The organism is Venatorbacter sp. C2-1 (assembly GCF_022832715.1).
Classification (GTDB): Bacteria; Pseudomonadota; Gammaproteobacteria; order Pseudomonadales; family Oceanobacteraceae; genus Venatoribacter; species Venatoribacter alkanivorans.
In genome coordinates, this window is the sequence record NZ_CP094879.1 from 4,065,888 (window position 1) to 4,092,184 (window position 26,297).

The window sequence follows — 26,297 nt, forward strand, 5'->3', positions numbered from 1 at the left end:
TCAGGCCACCGGAATCTGTGGCAAACGCAGGGCGAGAATATCGGCGATATAGTCGAGGAACAGGGTGTCCATCGAGCTGCGGTAGTAACCCGGGTCGGCACTGGCAATGGTCAGTACACCATTATTGCCCTGACCACGGATCTGCGCTGCTGCCACCGAGCGGGTGTCGGTGGTATCAATTCCCAGCAGGCGGGCAATATCTTCAGCACCCAACTGCCCACAAAGAGCACGGTGGCCTTTGAATAAGCGATGAATATTACGCTGGGTGTCGGCATTGCGGATCGCCACCAGCGGTGCATCCAGATTACGTTCGGTAAAATGCAGCAGCGCCCAGGCATCCACACCAAAGTCTTTGCGCAGAGAATCATCCAGTGCCGCCTGCACCGCCAGCCAGTTTTCTGCTTCCACCAGCGCCAGCACCAGACGACGGCTTTTCTCAAACAGCTGGTCATTACGGCGGGCGTTTTCCAGCAGATCGGACAGGCGCTGACGCAGCTCGACGTTGCGCTGGCGGTGTACCGACAGCTGGCGTTCAACCAGACTGGTCGCCGCGCCGGCATTGTGCGGTACACGCAGATCGGCCAGTAAGTCGTCTTTGCCGATAAAAAAGTCCGGGTGGTCCTGCAGGTACTGCACGACATCGGCATCGGTTAAGCGGGGTTGCTGGCTCATTCCTGTCCTTCCTAAATATTGATCCGGCCTTCGAAGACCGTCACCGCCGGGCCAGTCATGCGTACACTCGACTGACCATCCCATTCTATAAACAAATCACCGCCGGGCAATGACACGGTAACACCGGGCTTCAGCCAGCCACGCAGCTGACCGGATACCACCGCCGCACAGGCACCGGTACCACAGGCGAGGGTTTCGCCCGCACCGCGTTCGTACACGCGCAAGCGGATATGGTGCTCGTCCACTACCTGCATAAAGCCGACATTCACTTTGCGCGGGAACAAACGGTGCGGTTCGATCAGTGGTCCCCACTGCTCAATCGGAGCCGTGTCGATATCCTCAACACGCAGTACCGCATGAGGGTTGCCCATCGAAACAGCCCCCAGCGCCACCTCACCAATGCCTTCGATGTTCACCTGATATTCAGGTGCAAAGCCATCGGCGATAAACGGAATCTGCGCCGGTTCAAGCACCGGCTTGCCCATATCGACCACCACCTGACGATCATCGGTCAGGTGCAGTTCCATAATGCCGCTGGCGGTTTCAACGCGGATATCACGCTTGCCGGTCAGGTGCTGATCGTAAACAAAACGGGCGAAACAGCGCGCGCCGTTGCCACAGTTTTCCACTTCGCTGCCATCGGCGTTAAAAATACGGTAGCGGAAATCCACATCCGGCTTACCCGGTTGTTCAACGATCAGCAGCTGATCGAAGCCGATACCGAAATTCCGGTCTGCCAGTTCACGCACCCGGTCCGGACGGATATGACCACTCTGGGTGACCAGATCGATCACCATAAAGTCATTTCCCAGACCGTGCATTTTGCTGAACTTTAACCACATAGTTGTATTCGCTCAGTTGGCCGGCAGAACAGATTCACCAGCATAGAGGCTGGCAATGGTTTCGCGCTCACGCACCACATGGGCCTGAGTACCATCGACCATAATCTCGGCGGCGCGGCCACGGGTGTTGTAGTTGGATGCCATGACAAAACCATAAGCACCAGCCGACATTACCGCCAGCAGATCGCCTTCGCTCAGTGCCAGCTCGCGGTTCTTACCGAGGAAGTCACCGGTTTCACACACCGGCCCCACCAAATCGTAAGTACGCAGCGGCGCATCGCTGTTCTCAACCACAGGTTTGATGTCCTGCCAGGCGCTGTACAGCGCCGGACGGATCAGGTCGTTCATCGCACCGTCAATGATGGCAAAGTTTTTGTGGTCGTTCAGCTTCAGGTATTCCACACGGGTGAGGAATACACCGGCATTGGCGGCCACAGAACGGCCCGGCTCAAAAATCAGTTTAAAGCGACGCTCGCCCAGACGGGCTTTAACCGCGGCGATATATTCTTCGGCACTGGCCGGTGTTTCATCACGGTACTGCACGCCCAGACCACCACCCAGATCGAGGTGTTCGATGGTGATGCCCTGCTCTGCCAGGGTATCGATCAGCACCAGCAGACGATCCAGTGCGTCGAGGAACGGACGGATCTCGGTCAGCTGACTGCCGATATGGCAATCCACACCTTTCACTTCCAGGCCCGGCAGACTCGCCGCTTTGGCGTACACGCGCGGCGCATCGTTGATATCGACGCCGAACTTGTTGTCTTTCAGACCGGTGGAAATATAAGGGTGGGTCTGGGCATCGACATCCGGGTTAACGCGCAGGGAAACGTGCGCAACCTGACCGCGCTCGGTGGCAACCGCACTCAGACGCTCCAGCTCGGCTTCGGACTCGACGTTAAAGCAGTAAACGCCCACTTCCAGCGCGCGCGCCATTTCATGGGCCTGTTTGCCCACGCCAGAGAACACCACTTTTTTCGGGTCTCCGCCTGCCGCCAGCACACGCTCCAGTTCGCCCAGGCTGACGATATCGAAACCGGCACCCTGTTGCGCCAGCACGTTCAGTACTGCCAGATTGGAGTTGGCTTTAACCGCGTAGCACACCAGATGCGGCCATTCGCCCAGAGCTTTGGTGTACGCGTTGAAATGTTGTTCCAGAGCGGTACGGGAATACACGTACAGCGGTGTACCGTGCTGGCTGGCCAGTGCGGCAAGAGAAACCTGTTCGGCGTGCAGCACGCCATTCTGATAGGTAAACATCGGCATGGTGAGAATTACTTTTCCATAGAATCTGCGGTGGCAGGAGCATCCTCCGGCAGATACAGCGGGCCTTTTTGTCCACAGGCAGACAGTCCGGCTGCCAGCAGCAGGGACAGTAAGATGAAAACAACGGGGCGTGCACGCATCATCGGGAATCTCCGGAATTTGGCGGCATTATACGGGGATTCACGCAGACTGTCGCGGCTGCAGACAGCGGATAAAACTCAGGAACCGGTATCGGCCAGCGCCTGATTCAGGCGGTTTTCGAGGCGTTGTTTTACCTGCAGGTGCTCAATAATGCTCAGGCTGTCAGGCAGCACCACATCGCTCAGGCAAAGAGGATAGGCTTCATGACTGCTGCGCAGACGACGCACCTCAGCCGCCACTTCACGGTAGAGATCACCACCAAATTGCCAGGCACTGTACTCCAGATTATTGCAGTACAGAGTGGGTTGTTGCTGCGCATCCAGCACCGCGCGCAGGTCGATGCTGGCACTCTGCTCCGCCAGCTCCGGCAAGCGGCGGCGCACCATCTCAAACTCATAGCTCTGTGGTTTACGGCGTAATTCAAACAGCATCAGCTTACGTGGCTGCACCCGCCCGCTCTGCTGCTGCCAGCGCTGATCAAGCTGGCGCAGAAAACGCACCAGCGGCAATAACCACTGACTGCTGTTACCGCTATCCGGCCATTGCTGATGCAGCAATGCGCCTTTTTCGTCGAGAAAATAAAAGAACAAGCGCCCGTCTTTGCGCCAGTAAAACAGCTGCCACAAGCCACTGCGGCTTTGCTCGAAAATCAGCCGCAACGGGCTGGAATGCAGCGCCGCACGGTCGAGGATATAGGGCGTAAAATGGGTAAGTGGCCGTTGCAGCAGCGCCAGTAATTTCATCGGGGAATCGGCAATGCGCAGCTGTACACCCTCGCGGCTGTTTTCCAGCAGGTAGTAGGTTTCGGCGGCTTCGATCAGATAAGGCGAGCGCGGCTGTTCGCTGAAGTGGTTAAGCACATCATCGAGCAGTTGCTCGACACGGATGCGGATGGCACTGGAGCGGGTGGCGCAGTGGCACTGAATATTCATCGCCGGCCAGCCAAACTGTTTTACCTGCGGCAGGTACTGCAGCATATGTTGCAGGCACTGCAGCATGGCGGCATCGCCGCTGAAGCGTTCCACCAGCCATTCGCCCCAGCTGTTAATGCTGACCAGATCAATGGTCAGAATCAGGTTTTCGCGCGCAGCACTGTAGCCCAGTGCATCGTCGCGGTTGCTGATTTTCTGCATACCGCGGCGGCTCAGCTGATGCTGCGGATCGACGCCGACATTCACCAGCAAGTGCCATTGCAGCGGTCGCGCCGGGTGACGGAAATCTTCGGCCTGTGGCTGATAAGGCTGCAACGAACGGATTACCTGCAACACCTCTTTCAGCTCGTAGGTACTGAGCGGGTTGTACTGCGGATAGAGCGCAATCCGCGTATGACTCTGCAGCAGTTCATTAAAGCGCGCGAAACACAGCAGTTCGACCAGACTGGGCGATTGTTTCAGCACCTGTTCGCGATCGGGTGCGGCGCCGGGATCAGCCTCGTTACGACGGAACTGACCGGGAATTAACTGCCAGACATTCTTGCGCAGATTCAGCGACAGCTTTTCCTGCCCCAGCGACGGGCTGATACCCGGATTGATGCTGATTATTTTTCCCGGCCGGGTATCGAAGGCAGCGTATAAGCGGTTACCCAGCACCTGCAGATCGCCTTTGCTGATATGCAGGCGCGGCGCGTATTTCTGACTGAAGCCGGCCAGAAAGCGATAGCTGCTGAGCATCTCGCTGATCAGCGCATTACGCTCGCGGGCAATGCGTACCGGCGACCATTGCGGGCGCTGATCCAGTTCGTAAAAATCGTGTTCGCTCCAGCCCCAGCCGGCGCACAGTTTGCGCATCACCCCGGCACGCCAGCTGTTCTGCTGGGCGCTGCTCAGCTCCGACATCGGGAGCCTGGCTTTGTAATAAAATGCGCGCCGTGCCAGCTGAATGCGCACATCGCTGCCTTCACTCTGCAACTGTGCGGTCAGCCGGGTCAGCATCAGCAGGTAGGCATCGTTACTTTCGACATCCACCATGCCCTGATGCACCTGATCTTTCAGGTCCCAGCACAACGGGCGGATTCGCGGATACTGGCTGGCGTAATGGCGGGTCAGCAGCAGTTTAAGCAGCGATTTATAAGGGTCACTCAATCCCTTATTCAGCTGCCATAAACCGGCACCGACAAACTCGGCCGGGGGAATGCTGGGGATGGCACCAAAATCCAGCCAGTGGTCGGCATGCACGCGGTGATGATGAACCAGCCCCTGCCAGAAAGCCTCGGCATTACGCTCTTCTTCATTGGGAATAATCCACCAGCGCGGCTGGCAACCGGCCAGCCACAACGCACTGCGGTAAAACTCATCCAGCAACAGCAGGTGCTGGGTGCTGCCGCAATCTTCACCCTGTGCCGACTGACTCTGGCCACGGCGGAAATCGCTCAGATTCATCAGGAAAAAGTGCAGCTCTACATTCTGGCTTTCTGCCCAGCGCTCAATCAGTTCACACTTTTTTCCCAGCGCACTCAGCTGGCCGTTATCCAGGCTCTCGTCGTAGCACAGCCACACATCCAGATCGCTGGAGCGCGCCTGCGCCAGCGACCCCACACTGCCCATTAAATACAAACCGGTGATCTGGCGGTTGCTGAACCCGCGTGGCGGCTGCACGCCACGGGCAATGCTCTGCAGACTCTGCAATTGCTGCGCGCTGGCGTTGTAATGGGCGATGCCACAGGGCACCTGATGGTCAATGAAACCGGGAAGTTGCTGGTGGTTAAGATGCAGCAGCAGTGGCAGCACATCGAGCACGATCTGCTGGCGGCTGGTCATCAGACTGCGGGTACACTCAAGCCGCGCTTTATTGAGTTGCAGAAACGCGCTGTGCCACTGGTGAACCTGTTGCTGAGAGATCGGACTGGTGATGGCTGGTGTCATCCCCAGAGTATAGATGGCATTTCAGGCCGGGGATGTTTGCGGGCGGACAGAACGCCCTGAACGGAGCAGAAAAAGAAGGGAAATCCCGTCAGCGCAGAAAGCAGAGCCGACGGGATTATGCCGATATAAACCGGCGCTTATTTCATCAGGGCGCGTACATAGTTCGGCAGCGCAAAAGCGGAAACGTGTACGTCGGCATTGTAGAAACGGGTTTCGAAACCGGCAGCGGCAACGCGCTCAGCAATCTGCTCAACGCTCTGCTTGCGCAGCTCGGCATTGTCGGTCGCCCAGGCCAGAGACATCAGGCCACCAATGTAGGTGGGTACCGGCGCCACGTAGAAGCTGGCATCGCTGTACAGCTTGCTCAGACGCTGGAAAGTATTGGTGACTTCCTGACCCTGCATAAAGGGAACACCGTTCTGCGCCACCATAATGCCGCCGGCGTTCAGACAGGTTTTTTCGTCTTTGTAGAAATCGGAGGTGAACAGCACTTCACCCGGACCGATAGGGTCGGTGGAGTCGGAGATAATCACATCAAAGGTATCCTGACACTGAGCCACAAACTCTTTGCCATCGGCAATCACGATATTGGCACGCGGGTCGTCGAAGGCACCATTGGAATGCTTAGGGAAATACTCTTTGCACATGTCGATCACGCTGCCGTCGATCTCAACCTGGGTCACGTGTTCAACATTTTTATGACGCAGCACTTCGCGCAGAATGCCACCATCACCGCCGCCGATAATCAGTACACGCTTGGGTGCCGGATGGGCAAACAGCGGCACGTGTACCATCATTTCGTGGTAAATAAATTCATCACGCTCGGTGGTCTGCACCACGCCATCCAGCAGCATTACCCGGCCCATAAACGGCGTATCAATAATCTGCAGATGCTGGTGCCCGGTTTTCACCTCAAATAACACTTCGCTGACGGTGAAGGACTGGGCATAGCCGTCGTACAGACTTTCAGAAACAACGTTTTTTGCAGACATGGGGATTCCTGTAATGCAGAGCTTAAGTTCGGGCGGGATTATAACGGAATGATGTGCCGGAGTCAGACCGCAGAATTAACGCCGGCGACAGGCGACAGCTTTGACAGGGCGGCAGCTTTGACAGGGGTGGCAAGGGCAGGAAAGAAAACGACACCGGCCAGAGAGCAGACTCTGCTGACCGGTGTGTGCTGAGCATCAGACGTCTTTGCTGACCACTTCCATCAGATCAACATTCTGGAAGCCACGCGGCAATTTATTACCACGGCGGCCACGCTCACCCAGATAGTGCTCCAGATCGGCAAACTTCAGTTTCAGATGACGCTTACCGGCATACACCAGCAGCGTGTCTTCCTGACTGAAGGCTACCGCGCCGACCATCAGCTCTTCGCGTGCCGCGGCTTTGGCGCTGTTGATGCTGATCATCTTGTTGCCCTTACCGCGCGCCATCTGTGGCAGATCGGCGGCCGGGAACACCAGCATACGGCCTTCATTGCTGACCGCCGCAATCCAGGATTTCTCCGGATCGCTGATCTTCGCCGGGGCCAGAATGCGGGCGTTATCCGGCACGGTAATCAGATTTTTACCGGCTTTGTTTTTGCTCTGCATATCGGCAATGGTGCCGACGAAACCGTAACCGGCATCGGTGCTGAGCAGATACTGTTCTTCGTCTTTACCCATCAGGGTGCAGATAAAGCTGCTGCCGGCCGGCGGATTGAGCTTGCCGGTCAGAGGCTCGCCCTGCCCCCGCGCGGATGGCAGGGTATGCGCCTGCAGACTGTAGGAGCGACCGGTGGTGTCGAGGAAAATCGCGTTCTGGTTCGACTTACCTTTGGCGCTGACCAGGAAGCTGTCACCGGCTTTATAGCTCAGGTTTTCAGCATCCACATCATGACCCTTGGCGGCACGTACCCAGCCTTTCTGCGACAGTACAACAGTCACAGCTTCGGCCGATACCAGCTCGGTTTCGCTGAAGGCGCGGGCTTCACCACGAACCACCACCGGCGAGCGGCGTTCGTCGCCGTATTGTTCGGCATCGGCGCTGATTTCTTTCTTGATCAGGGTTTTCAGACGACGCTCAGAGCCGAGGGTTTTTTCCAGATAATCGCGTTCTTTTTCCAGCTCATCCTGTTCACCGCGAATCTTCATTTCTTCCAGTTTGGCTAAATGACGCAGTTTTAATTCGAGGATGGCTTCGGCCTGAATGTCGGAAATACCAAAGCGCTGCATCAGCACCGCTTTCGGTTCCTCTTCGCGGCGGATGATTTCGATCACTTCATCGATATTGAGGAAAGCGACCAGTAAACCTTCGAGGATATGCAGGCGCGCCAGCACTTTGTCGAGGCGGAACTGGAGGCGGCGACGTACGGTTTCGGTACGGTAGCTGAGCCACTCGCTCAGCATCAGCTTCAGGTTTTTCACCTGTGGGCGGCCGTCCAGACCAATCACGTTCATGTTAACGCGGTAGTTCTTTTCCAGATCGGTAGTGGCAAACAGGTGCGCCATCACCGCATCGGTATCGACCCGGTTCGACTTAGGCACAATCACCAGACGGGTCGGGTTTTCGTGGTCCGACTCATCGCGAAGATCGGTTACCAGAGGCAGTTTTTTCGCCTGCATCTGGGCGGCAATCTGCTCCAGAATCTTGGCACCGGAGACCTGATGCGGCAGTGCGGTAATGACGATATCGCCATCTTCAACGGTATAGACCGCGCGCATTTTTACGCTGCCACGGCCATCGCGGTACAGCTTACGCAGATCTTCACGCGGCGTGATGATTTCCGCTTCGGTGGGGAAATCCGGCGCGGTTACGTGTTCGCACAGGGCTTCGATGCTGGCATCCGGATCATCCAGCAGGTGAATACAGGCGCTGGCCACTTCGCGGATATTGTGCGGCGGAATATCCGTCGCCATACCCACGGCAATACCGGTGGTGCCGTTAAGCAGAATATTCGGCAGACGCGCGGGCAGCGTGCAGGGCTCGTCCATAGTGCCGTCGAAGTTCGGCTGCCACTCCACCGTACCCTGACCCAGCTCGCTGAGCAGCACTTCGGCGTAAGGCGCCAGCTTGGCTTCGGTATAACGCATGGCGGCGAAGGATTTCGGATCGTCCGGCGCACCCCAGTTACCCTGACCATCCACCAGTGGGTAGCGGTAAGAGAACGGCTGCGCCATCAGCACCATGGCTTCATAACAGGCGCTGTCGCCGTGCGGGTGGTATTTACCCAGCACGTCACCCACGGTACGGGCCGACTTCTTATATTTGGCGGTATGCTTTAACCCCAGCTCGCTCATGGCGTAGACGATGCGGCGCTGCACCGGCTTGAGGCCATCACCAACGTGCGGCAGCGCACGGTCGAGGATGACGTACATGGAGTAGTTGAGGTAAGCGTTCTCGGTGTATTGCTTCAGCGACTGGCGCTCGACACCATCATCGGTGTAACTGATCTGATCCGTCATAAGTCCTGCAGGGCTGAGTTCTGATGGAATGAATGCCGCCGATTGTGACCGACCCGGCGACAGAGAACAATCTGTGCGGCAGTTCAGCGAAGAATATTCTAAAAATTAGAACGATACCGGCTTATTTTTGTGATTTTCATTCCAACCGGCAGAAATATACTAGGGTCTGTTAACACTAAGTGAATCGGGCCTGCTGAGAGCCAGTTTTTCTCAGAACAAGGAGAGAGGAGTGATATTAGCGGGCTAAATGAATGACGAGCGACGAAGTTAGTGGGGAAAACTGGCCTCAGCCCGAAGGGTTATGGCTAAAAATCCCTCATCCAGCGTTACTGTTCGCTCGCTTAACCCGTTAGGCCACACTCTCAGCGCCTTGTCTGAGGAATTTTTATCCGATAACAGGCCTGTTTAATTAGTGTTAACAGACCCTAATCCTATAACAATCAACGATCTGAACAGATACTGAGGAGCAAGTTATGGCCAGCCTGATCAATGGTGAAACAAAAGACCTCGACGGCTTCAGCGTTACCCGGATTCTGCCCAGTGCAGTGAAGAAAATGGTCGGGCCCTTTATCTTCCTCGATCATATGGGGCCGGCGCTGTTCAAACCGGGTGAAGGGGTGAATGTACGCCCGCATCCGCATATCGGCCTGTCGACCCTGAGTTACCTGTTCAGCGGCAGCATGCTGCACCGCGACAGCCTGGGCAATGTGCAGGAAATCTTTCCCGGCGAAGTAAACTGGATGACTGCCGGCCGCGGCATTGTGCATTCCGAACGCGAAACGCTGGAGGTACGCTCACGAGAACACGAGCTGAATGGTCTGCAGTTCTGGCTGGCGCTGCCACCGGAAAAAGCTGAAATCGAGCCGTCATTCCAGCATGTGAAAAAAGAGCAGCTGCCGCATTATTATCTGGAAAAAACCATCATGCGTCTGATTGCCGGTGAAGCCTACGGCATGACCTCGCCGGTACGCACTCACTCGCCGATGTTTTTTATCGATATTATCAGCGCCGCCGGAGAGCAGATTGCACTGCCGCATCCGCAGTATGAAAGTGCGGTATATATTCAGAGCGGCTCGTTAAATATCAGCGGCCAGCGCTTTAACGCCGGTGATTTTATTCTGCTCGACGGCGATGAAAGCATTCAGGTCGAAAGCCACAGCCGTTTTGTGCTGCTCGGTGGCGAACGCTATGAACAGGTGCCTTATATCCGCTGGAATTTTGTTGCCTACAGCCGCGAGCGCATCGCTCAGGCGGAAGCCGACTGGCAGGCGCAGCGTTTTGCTAAAGTACCTGGGGATGAGCGTGAATATACGCCGTTGCCGGGTAAGAAATAACGCAGAATAATTACGCGAAAAAGTAATAAAAAATCCCGGCATTGGCCGGGATTTTTTATTGCATCAGCCTTCGCTGCACAATCCCTGCATGCGGATCTTATTGGTCCAGTGCAGAAAACCGTGGCTGGTTGAATACTGAGTGGTTACGGCGCTCAGGCGGCCGCTACACTGAGTCATCAACTGCTGTTTTGCCTGATCGACATAGTCAGTATCAAAGACAAAACCCAGCACAACGGTCTGTTCAGTTTCAGCCGTTACCACGCTGCGTTTTTCTGCAGCAGGTACATCATCAAAGTCGCTGACGTGCTGCATATGCACCGAATGGGTACATCCGGTCAGCAGCATCAGTGGCAGTAATATACGGATTTTCATTCCTGCTTACCCCTTGTGGCAGTAGCCAGTGGCAACCACTTCGCGGATTACAACCGGGATAAATACCGTGTGCTGAAACTTGGTCAGAATGCCTTCTACTTTACCGCCGGCGCACTGGCTTTTCAGATCCAGAATGGCTTCATCAACGAAGTCGTTGCTGAATGCAATACCAAGGAAAGTCCAGCTGCTGGAAGTCGCGCTGATTTCGTTGCTGCGCTCGGCCGGTACCTGGGTCAGGGAAACAGAGTTGAGGCTGACACAACCAGTCAGGGCCGTCATTAATACCGCCAGGGTGATAAAACGTTTAAACATATTCTTTATTTCCTTATTTCTCAGCGGATGCAATAAGCATCGACACCAACGATTTCACCCGACACCGGGCCTGCTGTTTTTGCTTCACGAATGGCGCGGATACCGGTCAGGCGGCCACTAGGGCATTCCACCAGCAGGTATTCCTGCAGTCGCTGCGCATAAGCGTCATCAAAAACCGGGTTACCGGTACGCGGTCCCATATTGATCAGCGCCAGAATATCGCGCAGTTGCTTAAAGTTTTCAGCTGTTCTGCCGCGACTGGCAACACGGCCAATTTCGGCAGCGGCCGTTGCATTAAAACCGGTTTCACTCAACCGTACGGAAACGGGTACTAATTCACCCTGAGACTGATCAATACTGCCGATCTGAACATGATCCAGACGCGCGCAGCCAGCCGTCAGGGCAAGCACCAGTAGTGCTGTCCAACGCATATTTGCTCCTAAAGTAAAAGGCAATGAACTATTGCCGGCGCGGATTATAAAGACAAATACCCGCTATGACGAAAAAGAATTCAGCGGAGGCAGGATAGACTTATTATTACTGTTATTGTAATTCGGCGAAGTAACGCTGATAGAAGGCTTCTCCGTCCATAGGCATGGCATAATAATAGCCCTGTACCCATTCGCAGCCGAGACGATGCAGGGTTCCTTCCTGCTCTTTGTTTTCTACCCCTTCGGCGACAACAATAAGTCCGAGACTCTTGGCCATCAGGACAATAGCACGGGCAATTTCGTAATCGTTGATATCGTCATTGATATCGCGCACAAACGACTGGTCAATTTTTAATACGGTTACCGGCATGGATTTAATTTTACTCAGCGAGGAATAGCCGGTACCGAAATCGTCAATCGCAAAATCAACGCCCATAGCCCGTAATTCGCTGATTTGTTGCGAGACTTCCGTAGTGCCGGACATCATCAGGCTTTCGGTGACTTCCAGCTCCAGCCAGCGCGGATCAAAATCCAGATACTGAAGAATATCGGCAACGGTAGAGGCAAAACTGGAGTTAATCTGAATCGGTGATACGTTGACCGAAATTTTATCGAGTATTAATCCCTGCTGACGCCAGAATAAAAACTGCTGACAGGCCGAGCGTAATACCCAATAACCAAGCTCTACGATCATGCCACTGGTCTCAGCCAGCGGAATAAAATCATGCGGCGAAATCAATCCGCGAACAGGGTGTGGCCAGCGCAGCAGTGCTTCAACCCTTCTCGGCATAGCTTCACCAACCCGGAACTGCGGCTGGTAATTCAGCATAAAACTGTGCGATTCCAGCGCCGAGCGTAAGTCCTGCTCCAGCGACATTCGTGAATGAATGCTGTCGGTCAGCTCCCGCTGATAGTGGAAGCTGCGGTTACGTCCCAGCTCTTTGGCTTTATGCAAAGCAGCATCCGCATTACGGATCAGTTCATCCACACTGTTACCGTGCTGCGGATAAATACTGATACCGGCACTAGCAAACACACTGAGCAGATGGCCCTGCAGGCTGTATGGCCGCGAAATAACCTGCAGCAACTGATCGCATTTTTCCTGAATACGTTCTTCACCATCGATACGGCTGAGTACAACAACAAACTCATCACCGCCTAAACGCGCACAGATATCAGAATCACGGACATTGTTATGCAGGCGATGGGCAACATCTTTCAGCAGCAAGTCACCGATATCGTGGCCGATGGTGTCGTTAATATCTTTAAAACGGTCAAGGTCAAGAAAGATTACCGCCAGCAATTCTCCGCCGCGGCGCGCCATATTCAGCGCATATTCGAGTTTCTTATTCAGTGACAGACGATTCGGCAAACCGGTTAATACATCATGGTGGGCGATATGCTCCAGATTCTGCTGGGCTTTTTTCAGTTCGGTAATATCGCGGCTTAAACCAAACACGCCAATGCAGCGTCCGCGTTTGTCATAAATAGGGGTTTTCTGCGTTTCCAGCAGCATGACACTGCCATCCACGCCATGCACCCACTCTTCATTGACATTCATATGCTTACGGGCAACGGCTTCTTTATCTTTGGCGCGGAAAAAGGCTGCTGTTTCCTGATCAAATACATCAAAGTCTGTATGCCCGACCGGATCTTTACCCATCAGATTCACAAACTGTTTATTGCAGAAAACATAAATGCCATTACGGTCTTTATAGAAAATAATGTCCGGAATCGAGTCGAGGATATTTTTGATAAGTTCAGTGCGGTCATCCAGTTGCTGATCACTGAATTTTCGCCGGCGAATCTCCGACCAGATAAATAATCCGATTGAGGTAAAAAATACCGTTACTGACAACAGCAATAAAAAGAGATTGCGATAGTTCTGCCAGAAGCCCGGCGGCTCATGAACAAAAGTGGTTTTTTGCGGAAAGTCATCATGATCAAAACCTGCCCGGGCAGCCAGTTCGGCATCGATCAGAGTCAGATTGGCAGGGTGCCAGTCTACCGCTATACGGTCCGGATTTTCTCCAGCCAGAATCCGTAATGCCATATCTGCAGCCTGCCCGGCACTGTCTGTCATATCGGTTACGACACCGCCCAACAGGCCATCACCAATACCAAAAGGCGACAGCGACCAGAGTGGTGAGCCGGAATGGTTGCTGATAAACAGATTGGATTTTTGCAGAGGTTTAACCTGTTTATCGGCATCCTGATAAGCCGACAGCAGCAGTAAGGGTTCGCCGCGCAGTTCAGACAACTCATCCGCCAGCTGCTGCCAGCTCAGCGTTGCCAGCGAGTGTACGACCAGCTTCTGACTCAGGCTGTCTGCCGCCTGCTGCAACTGCAACAAACGTTGCGCGCTGCGTGGCAGGCCATCATTGATAACGTGTAATTGCTGGAATCCCGGATAGAGGTAGCGCATCAGCGCCATAAATTCGTAGACAGGCAGCGCATCGTAGATGCCGGTATAACCGCCCTGACTCTGTACATGACGGATCATTTCGCTGTCGCTGACACCGAGAAAAACCACCGGCGCCTGTCCCACGACCTCACGTCCTTCGGCAGCAACCAGTTTTAAAGCTCCGTCACCGGCAACAATCACCAGATCGTAACGCTCTCCCTGCTGCTGCTTGGCACGTAAGAGTTGTGCATAGGCGTGGAAGTATTCTTCCGTCGCCTGCAGATCGGAGTCCATAAATTCAACATGCAGGGTTATATCATGCTGGGGATTACGGTTAAGTGCATGCTGAACCGTGTTAACAATGTTGTCGGCGGCAGGAAATAACGGCTCATATGAAAGCAGCAGCAATACATGAGCAGCTGCTAAGGAGGATGCTCCTGCTGTCGCCCCCATGGCAGGAGTCAGGGGCAGCATTAACAGCCATAACAGCAGATGCAGGCGAATCTTCATCCTCTTGTCTCCCTGCCCCGACAAAGGTGCGGTCAGGCAATTTCGGCTTCGTTGCCACGTTGTTCCAGCCAGTTTTTGCGGTCACCCGCACGCTTCTTGGCCAGCAACATGTCCATCATTTCGTTGGTGCCATCACCCGGCTCCAGACCCAGTTGCACCAGACGACGGGTGTTCGGGTCCATCGTGGTTTCGCGCAGCTGCAGCGGGTTCATTTCACCCAGACCTTTGAAGCGCTGTACGTTCACTTTACCGCGTTTGTTTTCCGCTTTGATACGTTCCAGTACACCCTGCTTCTCACCTTCATCAAGGGCGTAGTAAACGTCTTTGCCGATATCGATACGATACAACGGCGGCATAGCGACATACACATGCCCTTCGGCCACCAGCTTGCGGAAGTGGCGGACAAACAACGCACACAACAGAGTAGCAATATGCAGGCCGTCGGAGTCGGCATCGGCGAGAATACATATCTTGCCATAACGCAGGCCGGATAAATCATCTGAGCCCGGATCGATGCCCAGTGCGACCGCAATATCGTGCACTTCCTGCGACGCCAGAATCTCGTTGGAGTCTACTTCCCAGGTGTTCAGGATTTTACCGCGCAGCGGCATGATGGCCTGAAACTCACGGTCGCGGGCCTGTTTGGCCGAACCGCCGGCCGAGTCCCCTTCCACCAGAAAGAGTTCGGTACGCTCGCCGTCCTGACCGGTACAGTCCGCCAGCTTGCCTGGCAGCGCCGGGCCCTGAGTAATCTTCTTACGGGCAACGGTCTTGGATTTACGCAGACGGGTCTGGGCACTGTAAATCGCCATTTCCGCCAGCTGTTCTGCTTCGCCGGTATGCTCGTTCAGCCACAGCGCGAAGGCGTCTTTCACCACGCCGGAGATAAAGGCCGATGCCTCACGCGACGACAAACGCTCTTTGGTCTGGCCGGCAAACTGCGGATCAGCAAGCTTGGCTGACAGCACATAAGAGCAGCGCTCCCACAGATCGTCCGGAGTCAGTTTGATGCCGCGTGGCAGCAGGTTGCGGAATTCACAGAACTCGCGCAGCGCATCCAGCAGACCGGAGCGGAAACCATTCACGTGGGTACCGCCCTGAGCCGTGGGAATCAGGTTAACGTAGCTTTCCTGCAGCAGCTCGCCGCCTTCCGGCTGCCAGTGTACAGCCCAGTCAACGCCTTCGGTGGTGCCGGTCATGGAACCGACAAACGGCTCAGCCGGCAGCACTTCATAACCGGTGCTGTGAACTTTCAGATAATCTTTCAGGCCGTCTTCGTAATACCATTCGGCACTGTCTTCGGCATTCGGCGCGTTGAATTTAATGCGCAGGCCCGGACACAAAACCGCTTTGGCGCGCAGCACGTGCTTTAAACGCGGCACCGAAAAACGCGGGGAATCGAAATACTTAGGGTCCGGCAGGAAACGTACACTGGTGCCGGTCTTTTTCTTCGCACAGGTTTCCACCACCTGCAGGTCGAGGGCTTTGTAGCCATCTTTGAAGCCGATGCGGTGTACCTGGCCATCACGCCAGATAGTAACTTCCAGCACCTGCGACAGAGCGTTAACCACCGACACACCCACACCGTGCAGACCGCCGGAGAACTGATAATTGTCGTTGGAGAACTTACCACCGGCATGCAGCTGACTGAGAATCAGCTCAACCCCGGAGACACCGTGCTCAGGGTGAATATCGGTCGGCATACCACGGCCATCATCAAGCACGGTCATCGAACCGTCGCCATGCAGCGTGACTTCAATGGTCGTGGCGTGTCCGGCCAGCGCCTCATCCACCGAGTTGTCGATCACTTCCTGTGCCAGGTGGTTAGGACGGGTGGTATCGGTGTACATGCCCGGACGTTTACGTACCGGGTCCAGGCCGCTTAAAACCTCAATCGACGACGCTGTATATTGCTTAGACATTCAAACCTCTGGCTGCCAGCGGAAATCCATAATCAACGGCGGAGTATAACGGGAAGGCAGTGGGAAGTCAGAGGGGCACTTCTAATAATTCAGCAATGAAAACGGGCGGCAAAGGCCAGCAACATCGGCATGCGTTCGATAAAGCGCTCAAAACTGTGGTTGCCACCGCCTTCCAGCCAGGCCGGACTGTTGCGGTACAGCTCTGCGGCCAGACGGTAATCGAGGGTTTCGTCGCCGGTCTGCAACAGCAGTAACAGTCGTTCAGGGTGCTGAATCTGCGCACAATCGAGCGCCCGTAACTGCCCGATATGCTCATGGGTCAGCTCATGCACTTCGCCGCTGTAGTAATGGGTGTTTGGCCCCAGATAATGTTCAAACAGATCGAACGGCCGTACCGCCGGATTCACCAGCACCGCTGGCACACCTTCGGTTTCGGCCAAATGGGTAGCGTAAAACCCGCCAAGCGAACTGCCGATGATATACACCTGAGCAAAGTCTTGCTGCAGCCGCTTAAGCTCAGCACGGGCCAGTTCAATGGCATCGGCCGGTGCAAACGGCAGCGTCGGAATAACCAGTTGTTGCGGTGTCAGATGGGTTTCATAAAAACGCAGGAGTTGCTGCGCTTTCAGGGATTGCGGGGAACTGAGAAAGCCGTGCAGATACAGACAGCCAATAGAGGGAGAATACAATCAGTAGCCTTTTACCGAGTAATCGATTTCAAATTCAATGCCCTCAACACGGCTGACGCCGGTATCGATTGAGCCATCGGCATGCAGATCCAGCCAGCGGTAACCGGGCGCCAGAGTATCCACCGAGAACTCTTCGGACTTCGGCGTAAACTGCACGCAGGTTGAAGGCGTTGACATATAACGTACGCCATCAATCATCTGGTCGCTTTCCTGATGTACATGCCCCCAGAGCACACAGCGCACATTACTGTGACGACGGATAACGGCCAGCACCTCATCGGCATTTTTCACACCGATGCGGTCAATCCAGCGGCTGCCCATCGGCAGTGGGTGATGATGAAAGCTGACCAGAGAATGCAGATCGGGACGTTCACTCAGGGCGCGCTCAAGCAACTCCAGCTGATCCGGAGCCAGACGGCCATATACAGAACCTTCGACCTGTGAGTTCAGCAGAATCAGCTGCCAGTGTTTACTGCGTACGATGCGCTGCAGGTGTTCTGTGTCTTCGGCGACTTCCTGCATGCTGGCGGGTACATCATGATTGCCTTCAAACCAGAAGACCGGGCAGGCAAAGGGCTGCAGAGCATTATGCAGATGCTGATAAGCGCGTACGCTGCCATCCTGAGCCAGATCGCCGGTGACAATAATAGTATCGATGTCGGGACGTTCCTGACGCACAATATCAAGCACACAGTGCATGCTGTGCAGCGTTTTCATACCGAGCAAATGACCCTCTTCGGGGCCATTCAGGTGGGTGTCGGTAATCTGTACCAGCCGCAGCGTATTTTCCGTATCCAGTGAATACAAACTGCACCCCTGTCCCTAGTTGTTTTTGTCAGTTTCCAACTTTATCGGCAAATGCGCAAATCAACCGGAATGAAGTTCACAATAAACCTTCATCTGACAGGTAATATGCGGTCCGCAAGCACGATAGGCTGAATGGTCTGACCGTATTTTAAACAGTGATCCAGCCATTCCGCCAGAAAACGATTCAGTTGCACTTTTTCGTCCGGCATACGCATCGCCGGATTGGGATAGGTATAACGCCCATCAAAACGCTGCTGGTTCTGATAACTGAGCACTTCGGCCATGCTGGCATCGTGATACAACCGTACCTGCATCGACAACGGCTGTAACCATTCCGGACTGAGACCTTCCTGTGTCACTGACACCATGGTGGTATAACGGTGATCTTCATCCACACACAGCCGTACCCGCGCACTGTGCAGGTCGTTACTGAGCTGGAAGACGCGTTCTTCCCCGACTTCTGCGCCCGTCAGAAGCTTGAGCAAGCGCAGGTAGTTGGCTTCACACAGTGCCGCCATTTCCTGCAGATCGGGAACATAACGCTGACGTTTTTTAAGCAATCACTTTCTCCTTACCGGTGCGCATCTTCTGAACCGGTGTTCAAACTCAGCGCAGCCTAGCGAATCCGCTCAGGCGCCGCCAGTATCAGAATAAATGAGGCTAACACGGCGCCTGGCTATTACTTTTTCTGCAGCAACTGCAGGTGATGAATATGCAGCCACTGCAGCGCCATGATGGTCGCGGCATTGTTGATGCGGCCATTTTCCACCGCCGCATAGGCCTCGCTGAAGCTCATTCTGGCCAACCGGATATCTTCATTTTCGTCCGCCAGACCGTGAATTCCACCAACACCTTCGCTGTCGATCAACGCACAGTACAGTTGTACCCGCTCGCTGGTGCCGCCGGGAGATACCCAGTAGTTACAGATTGGCAGTAACTCATTAAAGCTGCAGCCTGCTTCTTCTTCCGTTTCGCGCCGTGCTACTTCAGCATAGCTCTCGCCCGGCTCGACCATGCCGGCAACCAGTTCCAGCAACCATGGCGAGTGCTCATCAGCCAGCGCGCCAATACGGAACTGTTCCGTCAGCACCACACAATCACGCTGCGGATCAAACAACAACACACACACCGCTTCACCACGTTCAAACAGCTCTCGCTCGAAATAGCCGCTCCAGCCACCGGTAAACATGCGGTGACGCAGGCGGATTTTTTCTATACGAAAAAAACCATTAAAAGCCACATCACGCGCTGCCACTTCAACATCATTCCGATCAAACGCCACATGACTTCCTGCCATACTTGACCTACCTATATTACTGAATAAGAATATTGCCTGCTTCTGCCATTCCGGCACATCAGGCCGCTGCACGCTGTGTTCTTATTTATGGAACAATCAGCACCATTTTTGCCGGATTTTTTCTGTTAGAATCCGGCAGGACTCAACGAATTCATACCCGCTGCGAAAGGCACCTCTATGAAAAAACTGCTCTCTCTGACGATTGCACTGTTAGCTTCCGGCGCTGCAAATGCGGCGGACCTTAGCACCATCTACCAGCAGGCGGCCAGCAACGACGCGGAAATTGCCGCAGCCCGTGCGATCCGCGAAGCCAACAGCTACAACGTCACTATTGCCCGCGGTGCCCTGCTGCCCCAGGCCCAGATTTCTTACAGCCATACCAGTGTCAGCTCTGAAGCCGAATCCCTCAATCTGGCCAATGGCGGCTACGTTAAAACCAATAAGGATTATGACCTTGGCAGCCTGGAAGTAACCGCTTCCCAGACCCTGTTTAATCTGAACAGCTGGTACACCTATCAGGCCGCCGTCAGTGGCGATGATGCTGCCGGTCTGGAGCTGCAACTGGCGGAACAGCAACTGCTGTTACGCACCGCTCAGGCATACTTCAATGTACTGCGCGCTCAGGACAATCTGTCGACTGCTCAGGCTGAAGAAAAAGCCGTTAAACGCTCACTGGAACAAACCAAACAGCGCTTTGAAGTGGGTCTGATTGCCATCACCGATGTACACGAAGCTCAGGCCGGTTATGACCTGTCTTACGTGAACCTGCTGGGTCAGGAAGCGGCACTGGATATCAGTTACGAAGCTCTGGAACAGCTCACCGGCCAGCGCTTTGAAGATGTATCCCCGCTGAAGGCCGACGTTGCGATGGAAATGCCACAGCCAGCGAACGCCGCTGACTGGGTACAGTCTGGTCTGGATAAGTACGCCGGTGTACTGATCGCTGAAGCGAGCAAAGACGGTGTACGTCTGCAGCGTAATGCCGCACGCTCCAACCACCTGCCAAACGTCAGTCTGTTCGGTAGCTACACCGATGCCGATCAGGCACCTTTTACCGGTGACGATCCGACCGACAGCACTGTTACAGCTATCGGCGTGAAGATCTCCATGCCGCTGCTGGCCGGTGGTTCGCTCTATGGTCAGAGCAAACAGTCTGCCCTGAACTACGCCGCCGCCGATTATCAGCTGGAAAAACAGCGTCGCGATGTTAAGCAGAATATCCGCAGCCTGTTCCGCCAGGTACAGACCGATACGCTGAATATCAAAGCCCGTAAGCAGGCTATTACCTCAGCCCAGAGTGCTCTGGAAGCGACCCAGACCGGCTATAAAGTGGGAACCCGTAACATCGTTGAAGTACTGAACGCGCAAAAGAACCTGTTCAGCGCCCAGCGTGACTACGCCAACGCCCGTTACGATTACATCATCAATCTGCTGAGCCTGAAGTTCTACGCCGGCACCCTGAACGAAGGCGATATCCAGACGCTGAACAGCTGGCTGGCCAGCGCTTAATTCTGCGTATTACAGACAATAAAAAACCCGCCACGGCGGGTTTTTTATTGTCTGTTGTTTGCTCAGCTTACAGCTTCAGATGCGCCCCGCAGAGTTCGGTCAGGCGCTTCACCGCACCGCGGTTGGCATCGACCGCAGCCTGTCCGGCAGCGCCCATACGGCTGCGCAGATCGGTATCGCTCAGATAACTCTGCAACTGCACCAGTAACTCATCTGCCTGATCGCTGACCAGCGCCAGTGCGCCGGCATTCTGCAGGTTATCGACGATCACCGCGAAGTTCATATGGTGCGGGCCAATCAGGGTTGCTTTACCCAGTGCCGCCGGCTCTATCGGATTATGACCGCCGTGGGCAATCAGACTGCCACCGACCAGCACCAGATCGGCAGCAGCTAACAGCTGCAGCATCTCGCCCATGGTGTCGGCAACGTAAACCTGCGTTTGCTCAGAGGCACTGCCGGTACTGCGGCGCTGCACCCGCAAGCCACGGCTGCGTACCGCATTGGTTACGGCTTCAAAGCGTTCCGGATGACGCGGAATCAGCAGCAACAGCAATTCCGGGCAAACGGTCTGCAAACGCGGATACAGATCAAGCAGCAGTTCATCTTCACCGGCATGGCTGGAGGCCAGCGCCAGCACCGGACGCTCAGAGCCCCACTGTTCACGCAATGCCGCCCCCTGTACCGGCACCATCGGCGGTACATCCATATCGAATTTAACACTGCCGGTTACTTCCAGCCGCTCTGACGGCAGACCGAGATCGAGAAAGCGCTGGCCATCGGCGGCATTCTGTACCGCTACCGTCGTCAGGCGCTGCAGCATCGGTTGGGTCAGTGCGGCAAATTTTTCATAACCACGGGCTGATTTTTCTGACAGCCGGGCATTGGCCAGCATCACCGGAATACGGCGCTGCTCGCAGCAGGCCAGCAGGTTAGGCCAGAGTTCAGTTTCCATCACCACCAGCAAACCGGGACGCAGGGCATTGAGAAAGTTACGCCAGAACCAGGGCAGATCGTAAGGCAGATACATATGGTAAACACCGGCACCAAACAGGCGCTGCACCTGCTCCGACCCCGTTGGGGTTGTGGTGGTGACAATCACCGGAATATTCGGGTGACGCATCTGAAAGGACTTAACCAGAGGTGCCGCCGCCAGCGTTTCGCCTACCGATACTGCATGTATCCATAACCCATTGGCCGGCGGACGATGCGGCAGAATACCGAAACGCTCACGCAGACGCTGGCGATATCCCGGATTCAGCCGGCCACGCCACCACAGGCGCAACACCAGCACGGGCAGTAAAAAAGCGTACAACAGAGAATAAAAAAAACGCGCCACAGAACTCCCGCCGTTAACCCGGATCAAAGCGCGGCATCATACCACAGGCTGACTTCCCGGCAGTGACTGGCGCAATTTAAGACATACAAAACCGTGAGACAGCATAAGCAAGGAGTAGCACACCGCCGCCTGGCTCTATGTTAAACTCCCCGCTCATTTTTCTGACAGCTGCAGACGTGTAAAACCACTATGGATGTAACCGTTCCCGATTTTCATCAGGCCCGCGTGCTGGTGTTTGGCGATGTAATGCTCGACCGCTACTGGCAGGGCCCGACATCACGTATCTCGCCGGAGGCACCGGTTCCCGTAGTAAAGATTCAGGATGTGGAAAACCGCGCCGGCGGTGCCGGTAACGTTGCCCTGAACATTGCCACTTTAGGCGCCGGTGTCGATCTGCTGGGCATTACCGGTAACGACGAAAACGGCAAAGCGCTGGCCGCCATGCTCGAACTGGCCAATGTGAACTGCAGCTTCCTTGAACACCCGAGTCACCCGACCATCACCAAATTACGGATTATGAGCCGCCACCAGCAGCTGATCCGTCTCGACTTTGAAGAAGCCTTCGACGCCACCGATCTCAGCAATCTGTACACCGACTTCGATCAGCGTCTAGCCGCCGCCAACGTCGTGATTCTGTCCGACTATGGCAAAGGCGCACTGAGCAATCCGCAGGGCCTGATTAACGCCGCGCGGAAAATTTCTGTCCCGGTTCTGGTCGATCCCAAAGGCACCGACTTTGAGCGCTATCGCGGCGCTACCCTGATCACGCCGAATCTGAGCGAGTTTGAAGCCGTGGTTGGCCCTGCCGCCGACGATGACACCCTGGTTACCAAGGCCCGGAAACTGATCAGTGATTACGACCTGCAGGCCATTCTGGTGACCCGCAGCGAAAAAGGCATGACCCTGGTACAGCGCGAACAGGAACCTTTCCACCTGCCGGCGCGGGCACGTGAGGTTTACGATGTCACCGGTGCCGGCGACACCGTAATCTCCGTACTGGCCGCCGCGCTGGCCGCCGGCCAACCGCTGGAAAAAGCCACCGTACTGGCCAATACCGCTGCCGGTATCGTGGTCGGCAAGCTGGGTACTGCCACGGTAACCACGGAAGAATTGCGCCGCGACCTGCGCAGCGAAAACCGTCTTGGTGCCGGTATTTTTGACGAAGACAGCCTGCAATTACTGGTAGAGGAAGCCCGCAGCCGTGGCGAAACCCTGGTAATGACCAACGGCTGTTTCGACATTATTCACCCCGGCCATGTGCAGTATTTAAAAGAAGCCAAAGCGCTGGGCGACCGTTTACTGGTGGCCGTAAATTCCGATGAATCCGTCAGCCGCTTAAAAGGCCCGACCCGGCCGATTAATCCGCTCGACCACCGTATGGCCGTACTGGCCGGACTGGAAAGTGTCGACTGGGTTGTGCCCTTCGCCGAAGATACCCCGGAGCGTTTAATCTGCCGTATTCTGCCGGATATTCTGGTGAAAGGCGGCGACTACACCATCGAGCAGATTGCCGGTGGTCAGTGTGTACAGAACAACGGCGGCGACGTAATTATTCTGAGCTTTAAAGACAACTGCTCAACGTCCGCGATTGTGAAAAAAATTCAGGAGACCGAAGCATGATTATCGTAACCGGCGGCGCCGGCTTTATTGGCAGCAACATCGTTAAAACCCTGAACGAACAGGGCCGTAAAGACATTATCGTGGTCGACGACCTGAGTGATGGTAAAAAGTTTTATAACATCAGCGACTGCGATATCGCCGACTATCTGGATAAAGACGATTTCCTGCAACGGGTAAAAAATAACGACGGCATCCTTGATAACGTCGAAGTGATTTTCCACGAAGGCGCCTGCTCCTCCACCACCGAGTGGGACGGCAAATTCATGATGGAAAATAACTACGAATATTCCAAAGTGCTGCTGCACGCCTGTCAGGCTAAAGGCATTGCCTTTTTATACGCCTCCAGCGCTTCCGTTTACGGCGGCAGCGATGTGTTTAAAGAAGAACGCAGCCACGAAAAACCGCTGAATGTTTACGGCTACAGCAAATGGCAGTTCGACCAGTATGTGCGTTCCATTCAGCACACGCTGACCAGCCAGGTCGTTGGTTTCCGTTATTTCAATGTGTACGGCCCGCGCGAGCAGCACAAAGGCTCGATGTCATCGGTGGCTTTCCACTTTAATAACCAGCTGAAAGACAACGGCGTGTGCAAACTGTTCGGCGGCAGTGGCGGTTATGGTGATGGAGAACAGCGCCGCGATTTTGTCTTTGTCGGCGATGTGGTGAAAGTGAACCTGTGGTTCTGGGCCAACCCGGACAAGAGCGGCATTTTCAACCTGGGTACCGGCCAGTGCCAGAGCTTTAACGACGTCGCCGATGCCGTTATTAAATGGCACAGCGAGCGCCCGGCGGCAGAACAAATCAACGGCAGAAAAGAATACGTTCCTTTCCCCGATCATTTAAAAGGCGCCTACCAGAGCTTTACCGAAGCGGATATCAGCGCCCTGCGCGCGGCCGGTTACAGCGCTGATTTCGCGACCGTAGAACAGGGTGTGTTCAGCTATATGGACTGGTTAAATGGCTGAGCAGCATTTCCCTAAAGCCCTGTTAAAACCGCAACACTGGCCGGTCTGGCTGCTGGTCGGACTGATGGTATGCATTACCCGCCTGCCGTTTGCCGTACAGTTGCGTATCGGCAAAGGTATTGGACTGCTGCTGCATAAAGCAGCCAGAAACCGGCGTAATATTGTCGAGGTCAATATCCGTCTGTGTTTCCCGGAGAAATCTGCGCAAGAACAGCGCGCTCTGGTACGTCAGGTGTTTATCGACAACGGTATCGGCATCATGGAAACCATGATCGCCTGGTTCCGTAAACCGGATTATCTGGTCAACAGAACCACCTTTGTCGGACTGGAAAAAGTAGCCGCTGCCCAGGCGGAAGGACGCGGCATTATGCTGCTCGGCGCACACTACTCCATGCTTGATCTGGCGGGCACGCTGCTCAGTAATAAACTGACCTTTAACGTCAGCTACCGGCCGCAGAATAACCTGGTGATGAATTATCTGATGGAGCAGAACCGTGGCCGTCTGTATAAGCATTGCTTTACCCGCAAAGATATCCGCGGTTTTATCCGCACCCTGAAACAGGGCGATATTCTCTGGTATGCGCAGGATCAGGATTTTGGCCGTAAAAACAGTGTCTTTGTCAATTTTTTTGGCGTACCTGCAGCCACCATTACGGCAACGTCACGCATCGCCAAAGCCGGTAATGCACTGGTGATGCCTATCACCTATTTCCGCAACGACGATAACCGTGGTTACACCATGACCATTCATGATCCGTTGCCGATTCCCGGTGAAGACGACAGCGCCGACGCCCGTATGGCCAATGCTTTCCTTGAAGAGCAACTGCGCCAGCATCCGAGCCAGTATTTATGGCTGCACCAGCGCTTTAAAACCCGCCCGGACGCGAAAGAGAAAAAAGGGATGCTGTACCGTTCGAATTGAGCAGAACCAAGCAGCGGCGTTAACCATAAAAAAACGAGCCACCAGGGCTCGTTTTTTTATGGGCGGCTGATGCCGGATCGCAACGACCGTTAAACCGTACTGGCAGTTACCCGCAAAAAGGTTTCCTGCAGTACCTGCACATCATTAGCCGCACGGTGGCGCTCAATATTCATGGTATGCCAGAGGGATTTTTTGGTGTCGTGCCAGGCTTCCATCTGCTCCGGCGTCAGTAGTTTATTAATGGTCTCAATACGGAAACGCTGCACCAGTTCGGCTTCGTCAAACAGGCGTCCCATCCACGAGCTGTCAAAGCTCCAGGCATCGGAATAGAGGGTTTTGCCGCGCAGAATTTCGTTCATCTTCAGCGCGACTTCGCGCGGGGTCATGCCTTCTTCCTGCAGCTGCTCGCGCGAGATACCGTGAATCAGCTCAGCTTCCACACTCCAGTGCAGCCAGGTCGGTGCCGGCTTGATCAGAAAGCTGTGTACCATGCGGTCTTCCAGCGCAAAGCCCACCTCAATCGGATAGCTGCCCCGTCCGAAACCGGAGGCCTCAAGGTCGATAATGGGCGGTACGCTGATATCCACGAGGGCATTTCCTTACTGTTCTTATTTAAACGTTCATTCTAGTCGCTGC

The 26,297-nt window shown here is 54.8% G+C and carries 23 protein-coding genes; 5 read left to right on the top strand and 18 right to left on the bottom strand.

The features are described from left to right. The 7 genes from MT343_RS18320 to parC form a co-directional block, all read right to left on the bottom strand. A complete protein-coding gene (locus MT343_RS18320; RefSeq protein WP_186435836.1) occupies positions 1–672 on the bottom strand; it encodes a DUF484 family protein in 672 nt (223 codons plus the stop codon). Positions 673–683: 11 nt separating this feature from the next. Further along, a complete protein-coding gene (dapF, locus tag MT343_RS18325) occupies positions 684–1,514 on the bottom strand; it encodes a diaminopimelate epimerase (protein ID WP_145467764.1) in 831 nt (276 codons plus the stop codon). Between the two features lie 12 nt (positions 1,515–1,526). Continuing rightward, positions 1,527–2,780 (bottom strand): diaminopimelate decarboxylase, encoded by a 1,254-nt coding sequence (gene lysA, locus MT343_RS18330; RefSeq protein WP_145467762.1) that lies wholly within the window; start codon positions 2,778–2,780, stop codon positions 1,527–1,529. A gap of 8 nt (positions 2,781–2,788) precedes the next feature. Continuing rightward, positions 2,789–2,920, bottom strand: coding sequence for an LPS translocon maturation chaperone LptM (gene lptM / locus MT343_RS18335; RefSeq protein ID WP_222428519.1), 132 nt, complete (start codon positions 2,918–2,920; stop codon positions 2,789–2,791). A 78-nt stretch (positions 2,921–2,998) separates the two neighbouring features. Next, on the bottom strand, positions 2,999–5,782 hold the full coding sequence (locus MT343_RS18340; protein WP_145467758.1) for a class I adenylate cyclase: 2,784 nt from the start codon (positions 5,780–5,782) through the stop codon (positions 2,999–3,001). A gap of 137 nt (positions 5,783–5,919) precedes the next feature. Further along, positions 5,920–6,774 carry a polyamine aminopropyltransferase gene (gene speE / locus MT343_RS18345; protein ID WP_145467756.1) on the bottom strand — a complete coding sequence of 285 codons (855 nt, stop codon included), beginning with the start codon at positions 6,772–6,774 and terminating at the stop codon, positions 5,920–5,922. A gap of 195 nt (positions 6,775–6,969) precedes the next feature. After that, positions 6,970–9,231: a DNA topoisomerase IV subunit A gene (gene parC, locus MT343_RS18350; protein WP_145467754.1), complete on the bottom strand. Its 2,262-nt coding sequence runs from the start codon at positions 9,229–9,231 to the stop codon at positions 6,970–6,972. A 473-nt stretch (positions 9,232–9,704) separates the two neighbouring features. Between parC and MT343_RS18355 the strand changes: the two genes are divergently transcribed. Further along, entirely contained in the window at positions 9,705–10,565 is an 861-nt protein-coding gene (locus MT343_RS18355; protein WP_145467752.1) for a pirin family protein, read from the top strand. A 63-nt stretch (positions 10,566–10,628) separates the two neighbouring features. Here MT343_RS18355 and MT343_RS18360 read toward each other — a convergent pair whose 3' ends face one another. From MT343_RS18360 to MT343_RS18400, 9 genes are all read right to left on the bottom strand, one after another. Then, complete coding sequence (locus MT343_RS18360) at positions 10,629–10,937, bottom strand: hypothetical protein (protein WP_145467750.1); 309 nt, start codon at positions 10,935–10,937, stop codon at positions 10,629–10,631. Positions 10,938–10,943: 6 nt separating this feature from the next. Beyond that, positions 10,944–11,249: a hypothetical protein gene (locus MT343_RS18365; RefSeq protein WP_145467749.1), complete on the bottom strand. Its 306-nt coding sequence runs from the start codon at positions 11,247–11,249 to the stop codon at positions 10,944–10,946. A 20-nt stretch (positions 11,250–11,269) separates the two neighbouring features. Further along, positions 11,270–11,680, bottom strand: a complete 411-nt coding sequence (locus MT343_RS18370) for a hypothetical protein (RefSeq protein ID WP_145467747.1) — start codon at positions 11,678–11,680, stop codon at positions 11,270–11,272. 112 nt (positions 11,681–11,792) lie between these two features. Further along, positions 11,793–14,594: an EAL domain-containing protein gene (locus tag MT343_RS18375; protein ID WP_145467745.1), complete on the bottom strand. Its 2,802-nt coding sequence runs from the start codon at positions 14,592–14,594 to the stop codon at positions 11,793–11,795. Between the two features lie 32 nt (positions 14,595–14,626). Beyond that, the gene (gene parE / locus MT343_RS18380) at positions 14,627–16,516 is read right to left on the bottom strand and encodes a DNA topoisomerase IV subunit B (RefSeq protein WP_145467743.1); all 1,890 of its coding nucleotides are present in this window, start codon (positions 16,514–16,516) and stop codon (positions 14,627–14,629) included. 89 nt (positions 16,517–16,605) lie between these two features. Then, on the bottom strand, positions 16,606–17,205 hold the full coding sequence (locus MT343_RS18385) for a YqiA/YcfP family alpha/beta fold hydrolase (protein WP_145467741.1): 600 nt from the start codon (positions 17,203–17,205) through the stop codon (positions 16,606–16,608). Further along, the gene (gene cpdA, locus MT343_RS18390) at positions 17,206–18,012 is read right to left on the bottom strand and encodes a 3',5'-cyclic-AMP phosphodiesterase (protein WP_145467739.1); all 807 of its coding nucleotides are present in this window, start codon (positions 18,010–18,012) and stop codon (positions 17,206–17,208) included. It lies immediately after the preceding gene. A gap of 89 nt (positions 18,013–18,101) precedes the next feature. Then, positions 18,102–18,572 carry a DUF1249 domain-containing protein gene (locus MT343_RS18395; RefSeq protein WP_186435835.1) on the bottom strand — a complete coding sequence of 157 codons (471 nt, stop codon included), beginning with the start codon at positions 18,570–18,572 and terminating at the stop codon, positions 18,102–18,104. A gap of 119 nt (positions 18,573–18,691) precedes the next feature. Continuing rightward, the gene (locus MT343_RS18400; RefSeq protein ID WP_243989432.1) at positions 18,692–19,294 is read right to left on the bottom strand and encodes an NUDIX domain-containing protein; all 603 of its coding nucleotides are present in this window, start codon (positions 19,292–19,294) and stop codon (positions 18,692–18,694) included. Positions 19,295–19,486: 192 nt separating this feature from the next. On the opposite strand from MT343_RS18400, the gene MT343_RS18405 reads away from it, so the two are divergent. Continuing rightward, a complete protein-coding gene (locus MT343_RS18405) occupies positions 19,487–20,818 on the top strand; it encodes a TolC family outer membrane protein (RefSeq protein WP_145467735.1) in 1,332 nt (443 codons plus the stop codon). 67 nt (positions 20,819–20,885) lie between these two features. On the opposite strand, the gene waaA is transcribed toward MT343_RS18405, so the two are convergent. Next, positions 20,886–22,154 (bottom strand): lipid IV(A) 3-deoxy-D-manno-octulosonic acid transferase, encoded by a 1,269-nt coding sequence (waaA, locus tag MT343_RS18410; protein ID WP_145467733.1) that lies wholly within the window; start codon positions 22,152–22,154, stop codon positions 20,886–20,888. Positions 22,155–22,343: 189 nt separating this feature from the next. On the opposite strand from waaA, the gene hldE reads away from it, so the two are divergent. Genes hldE through lpxL form a run of 3 tightly spaced genes read left to right on the top strand, consistent with a single transcriptional unit; the run spans position 22,344 to position 25,661 of the window. Next, entirely contained in the window at positions 22,344–23,774 is a 1,431-nt protein-coding gene (hldE, locus tag MT343_RS18415; RefSeq protein ID WP_145467731.1) for a bifunctional D-glycero-beta-D-manno-heptose-7-phosphate kinase/D-glycero-beta-D-manno-heptose 1-phosphate adenylyltransferase HldE, read from the top strand. Next, entirely contained in the window at positions 23,771–24,739 is a 969-nt protein-coding gene (gene rfaD / locus MT343_RS18420; protein ID WP_145467729.1) for an ADP-glyceromanno-heptose 6-epimerase, read from the top strand. Before hldE ends, rfaD begins: the two co-directional genes overlap by 4 nt. Continuing rightward, a complete protein-coding gene (gene lpxL, locus MT343_RS18425) occupies positions 24,732–25,661 on the top strand; it encodes an LpxL/LpxP family Kdo(2)-lipid IV(A) lauroyl/palmitoleoyl acyltransferase (protein ID WP_145467727.1) in 930 nt (309 codons plus the stop codon). Before rfaD ends, lpxL begins: the two co-directional genes overlap by 8 nt. A gap of 89 nt (positions 25,662–25,750) precedes the next feature. Here the strand turns inward: lpxL and MT343_RS18430 are convergent, their stop codons facing one another. Further along, the gene (locus MT343_RS18430; protein ID WP_145467725.1) at positions 25,751–26,248 is read right to left on the bottom strand and encodes a 3'-5' exonuclease; all 498 of its coding nucleotides are present in this window, start codon (positions 26,246–26,248) and stop codon (positions 25,751–25,753) included. Between the last annotated feature and the right edge of the window lie 49 nt (positions 26,249–26,297).